The sequence below is a fragment of the Burkholderia sp. Se-20378 genome, assembly GCF_017104665.1.
GTDB classification, from domain to species: domain Bacteria; phylum Pseudomonadota; class Gammaproteobacteria; order Burkholderiales; family Burkholderiaceae; genus Burkholderia; species Burkholderia lata.
Genome location: NZ_JAAGPG010000603.1, coordinates 1 through 4953 on the forward strand (window position 1 = coordinate 1; position 4953 = coordinate 4953).

The following is a 4953-nucleotide window of genomic DNA, read 5'->3' on the forward strand; positions in this document are numbered from 1 at the left end:
CGCGTTCGCGGCCAAGGTCGACGCGGCCGCCGCGCGGCTGCCCGTGCTCGGCCCCACGCCGAAGGCGCTTGCGCCCGGGCGCTACCGCGCGTATTTCTCGCCGGATGCCGTCCACGAGATGACGAGCCTGCTCGGCTGGAGCGGTTTTTCGGCGCGCGCGCTGGCGAGCGCCCGCAGCCCGCTGCATCGTCTGTACGCCGGCGAGGTTGCGCTCGATCCGCGCGTGTCGATCACCGAGGATTTCTCGCTGGGTATCGCACCGGCGTTCAACGCGGACGGCTACCGGCGTGACAGCGTGCCGCTCGTCGTCGAAGGGCGGGGCGCCGGGCAGCTCGTCTGCGCACGCACCGCGCGCGAGCAAGGAGGCACGCCGAACGGCGCGGACAACGGCGAATCGCCGCAGTCGCTGACGATCGCGGGCGGTACGCTCGCCGATGCCGACGTGCTGGCCGCGCTCGACACGGGGCTCTACGTCGGCAACCTCTGGTACCTGAACTTCTCGGACCCGATCGCGTGCCGGATGACGGGGATGACGCGGTTCGCGACGTTCTGGGTCGAAGGCGGGCGGATCGTCGCACCGATCGACGCGATGCGGTTCGACGACAGCTTCTACCGGCTGTTCGGATCGGAGCTCGAGCAACTCGGCGCGACGTCGGCGCTGCTCGCGAACGACGATACATACGGCGAGCGAGCCACCGGAGGCGCGCAACTGCCGGGGCTGCTCGCGCGTTCGTTCGAGCTCACGCTGTAGCGCGCTCGCCGACACTCGCCGATGCCGTCATTCTTTATCGACCGTCCCGTCTTTGCGTGGATCGTCGCGCTCGCGATCGTCGTCGCGGGCGTGCTGGCCATTCCGCAGTTGCCGATCGCGCAGTATCCGCGCCTGGCGCCGCCGCGGGTCGTGATCACCGCGTCCTATCCGGGTGCGTCGACCGAGACGGTCGATGCCGACGTCGGCAGCATCATCGAGGAGAGCCTCGATGGCGCCGACGGGCTGCTGTACTACGAGACCAGCAGCGACGGCCACGGCAACCTCGAGATCGATGTGACGTTCGCGCCGAGCACCGATCCGGACATCGCGCTCGTCGACGTCAACAACCGCTTGAAGCAGGTCGAGCCGCGGCTGCCGCAGCAGGTCGTCCAGCAGGGGATCGGCGTGTTCAAGGCGGCGAACACGTTCCTGATGCTCGTCACGCTGACGTCGACCGACGGCACGCGCGATTCCGCGCAGCTCGGCGACTACCTGAACCGCTACGTGCTGCGCGAGCTGAAGCGTGCGCCGGGGGTGGGCGCGGCCGAGCTGTGGGATGCCGACGAGGCGCTGCGGGTCTGGCTCGATCCGGTCAAGCTGCGCGAATACGATCTCGGCGCCGACGACGTGATTACAGCGATCAGCGCACAGAACGCGACGGTCACGGCCGGCGCGATCGGCGACGCGCCGTTCGTGCGCGGCCAGCAGCTCACCGCGACGGTCGTGGTCAAGGGGCAGCTGACGTCGCCCGAGGAGTTCGGCCGGATCGTGCTGAAGTCGAAACAGGACGGCTCGGTGGTGCGCGTGGCCGATGTCGCGCGCGTCGAGATCGGCCGCGACGACTATTCGTTCTATTCGCGGCTGAACGGCCGGCCGGCCGCGACGGTCGGCATCCAGCTCGGCCCGCGCGGCAATGCGCTCGAAACGTCGAATGCGATTCGCGCACGGCTTGCCGAGCTGTCGCGGACATTGCCGCCAGGCGTGGCGGTCGAGATTCCGTTCGACGGCGCGCATTTCGTCAAGATCGCGATTCATGAAGTCGTGCTGACGCTCGTCGAGGCCGTCGCGCTGGTGTTCTGCGTGATGTGGCTGTTCCTGCGCGACCTGCGCTACACGCTGGTGCCGACCGTCGTGATTCCGGTCACGCTGATGGGCGCGTTCGTCGCGATGTGGGCGTTCGGGCTGTCGATCAACGTGTTCACGATGTTCGGCCTCGTGCTGGCGATCGGCATCCTGGTCGACGATGCGATCGTCGTCGTCGAGAGCGTGCACCGCGTGATGGAGGAGGGCGTGTCGCCGCGCGACGCCACGCGCCGGGCCATGAAGCGGATCGGCGGGGCGATCGTCGGCGTGACCGCGGTGCTGACGGCCGTATTCGTGCCGATGGCGTTTTTCCCGGGCAGCGTCGGCGGTATCTACCGGCAATTCGCGGTCGCGATGATCGCGTCGATGCTGGTGTCGTCGTTCATGGCGCTGTCGCTCACGCCCGCGTTGTGCGCGAACCTGCTGAAGCCGGTCGCGCGACACGATGGCGGCACCGGCCGTGCGCAACGACGCGGCATCGGCGCGCGTCTGGCCGACCGGTTCGGTGCAGCCTTCGCGCGCGCCGAAACCGGTTATCGCCGTCTCGCCGTGTTTGCCGTGCGCCGCACCGGCATGGTCGTGGCCGTCTATGTCGCGCTCGTGATCGGATGCGGGCTGCTGTACTGGATGATGCCGGGCGGCTTCCTGCCCACCGAGGACCAGGGGCAGCTACAGGTGATGATCCAGTTGCCGGCCGGCGCCACGCAGGCGCGCACGCTTGCGGTCGTCGAGCGTGTGGAGGCCATCCTGCACGGGGAGCCGGCGATTGCGAACGTGACGAGCGTGATCGGCTGGAGTTTCGTGGGCAGCGGACAGAACGTCGGGATGGCGTTCGTGGAATTGAAGGACTGGGCGAAGCGCGACGTCGATGCGATGGCGTTGCGCGACCGGCTCAACGGGCGGTTCGGCGCGATCCTCGACGGCGACGTCGAGGCGGCGCTGCCACCTTCGGTGCGCGGCATCGGGCATTCGGACGGCTTCACGTTCCGGCTCGAGGATCGCGGCGGGGTCGGGCTCGACGCGCTGAAGGCGGCCCGCGAGCAGCTTGCCGAGCGCGCGAAGGCAGATCCGTTGCTCTCCGCCGTGCATTTCGAGGACCTGCCGGACGCACCGCGTATCGAACTCGATATCGATCGCGCGAAGGCGTATGCGCTCGGCGTACCGTTCGAGCGGATTGCGGGGCTCCTGGGCGGCACGTTCGGCTCGAACTACATCAACGACTTCCCGGCGTCGGGCCGGATGCGGCGGGTGATCATCGAGGCCGATCCGGTCGCACGCGCGACCGATACGCAACTGATGGCGCTGACCGTGCCGAACCGTACCGGCGACATGGTGCCGCTGTCGGCCATCGCCGCGCCGCACTGGACGATCGGGCCGGTAATGCTGAACCGGTACAACGGCTATCCGTCGCTCGACATCAGCGGCCGGGCGGCGACCGGCACGAGTTCGGGCGCGGCGATGGCGGAGATGGAGCGGCTTGCCGGTGCGCTGCCGGCCGGGATCGGCTTCGACTGGGTCGATGCGGCGCGCGAGGAGCAGGTCGCCGCGCGGCAGACGCCGCTGCTCGTCGGGTTGTCGGTGCTCGCGGTTTTCATGGCGCTGGCTGCGCTGTACGAAAGCTGGACGATTCCGTTGTCCGTGCTGACGATCGTGCCGCTCGGCATGATCGGCGCGATCGCGGCGGCGCTCGCGCGCGGCATGCCGAACGACGTATATTTCAAGGTCGGGATGATCACCGTGGTCGGGCTGGCGGCGAAGAACGCGATCCTGATCGTTCAGTACGCGCGCGACCTGGCCGGGCACGGCGTGCCGCTGCGGCAGGCGGTGGTCGACGCGGCTGCTGCGCGATTCCGGCCGATCGTGATGACGTCGATGGCTTTCTTGCTGGGCGTCGTGCCGCTCGTGCTGGCGACGGGCGCGGGGGCGGAAAGCCGGCGGTCGATCGGCACGGGCGCGTTCGGAGGCGTGCTGGCGGCGACGGTGTTCGGGCTCGTGTTTGCGCCGGTGGCGTTTCGGGTCGTGGCGTCGGTTGGGCAACGCGGCCGGCGGGTGGCGGTGGCGAAGCGGGATGATCGGCAAGCGGAGGCGGTGAGGGAGTAATGCAGCTTCGCCAGCTGATTATCGTGCGTGGCGTTGATGTTGATCGATTGCGGTCGTCGTGCAGACGGCTAGTGGATGATTCAATTCAAGGAGACGGACTCAGACTATGTCCTACGTTTTGTATTACTCGCCGGGTGCGGCAAGCATGGCCGTGCACTGGATGTTGATCGAACTCGGCGTGCCGTTCGAAACGCGCCTCGTCGATATCGATTCGGGTGCGCAGCATACGCCGGAGTATCTGCGGCTGAATCCGGCCGGCCGGGTGCCGACGCTGGTCGTCGACGGCGTGCCGCGGACCGAATCGGCAGCCTTGTTGATGCTGCTCGCCGAGCGTCATCCGGCGTCGGGTCTGGCTCCTGAGCCGGGCTCGCCTGAACGTGCCGCGTGGTTCGAGATGATGATCTATCTTGCCAATTCCGTCTTGCCGGCGATGCGAAACTGGTTTTATGCGGAGACGGATGGCGATCCGCGATGTGCCGAGATGGTGAAGGCGTTTTCGCGGGGGCAAGTCGAGGAGTCGATGACGCATCTCGACAATCTGCTGTCCGACGGTCGTTCGTACCTGATCAACGATCGGTTGAGCACGGTCGATTTCCTGGCGTTGATGCTCATGCGCTGGACGCGTAACATGCCGCGTCCGGCGACGACGTGGGCGAATCTGGGGCGTTATATCCACGAGCTTCGTGCGATGCCGACGTTCCTGGAATTGAATGCGCGCGAAGGGCTGACCGAGTGGATGAATCCGGTTGCCTGAGCGTTTCGGAGGCGTTCAAAAGTGCGGCAGTGGCCGGTTGAGGGCTGCTTGCCGCGGGGATTGGGGCTGAAATATCTAATTTGACATAATCATCATTATCGGCGGTTTGTGTTGTAGTAGCTTTTTAGAAATGTCGTGTTCGGGGTTGCGGACAAAATCTTGGACTACCTTGGAGGTAGTTCATGTATTCGTACGAAGACCGGGTTCGAGCGGTTCGGCTCTACATCAAGTACGGTAGGAGCGCGGCGGCAACTATTCGCGAGTT

Annotated in this window: 3 protein-coding genes; all 3 read left to right on the forward strand. The window is 66.8% G+C overall.

Going from position 1 to position 4953, the window contains the following annotated elements; all coding sequences use genetic code 11:
- The coding region (locus G3N93_RS34605; RefSeq protein ID WP_241026827.1) for a metallopeptidase TldD-related protein at nt 1–751 on the forward strand (751 nt) is incomplete at its 5' end.
- Between the two features lie 21 nt (nt 752–772).
- Nucleotides 773–3934: a multidrug efflux RND transporter permease subunit gene (locus G3N93_RS34610; RefSeq protein WP_206134985.1), complete on the forward strand. Its 3162-nt coding sequence runs from the start codon at nt 773–775 to the stop codon at nt 3932–3934.
- Between the two features lie 106 nt (nt 3935–4040).
- Nucleotides 4041–4688: a glutathione S-transferase family protein gene (locus G3N93_RS34615; RefSeq protein WP_206134986.1), complete on the forward strand. Its 648-nt coding sequence runs from the start codon at nt 4041–4043 to the stop codon at nt 4686–4688.
- Nucleotides 4689–4953 lie beyond the last annotated feature (265 nt).

Bases quoted from the DNA above. Each gene is read 5' to 3' on its own strand.
- G3N93_RS34610 (WP_206134985.1), top strand. From the start codon at position 773: ATGCCGTCATTCTTTATCGACCGTCCCGTCTTTGCGTGGATCGTCGCG.
- G3N93_RS34615 (WP_206134986.1), top strand. From the start codon at position 4,041: ATGTCCTACGTTTTGTATTACTCGCCGGGTGCGGCAAGCATGGCCGTG.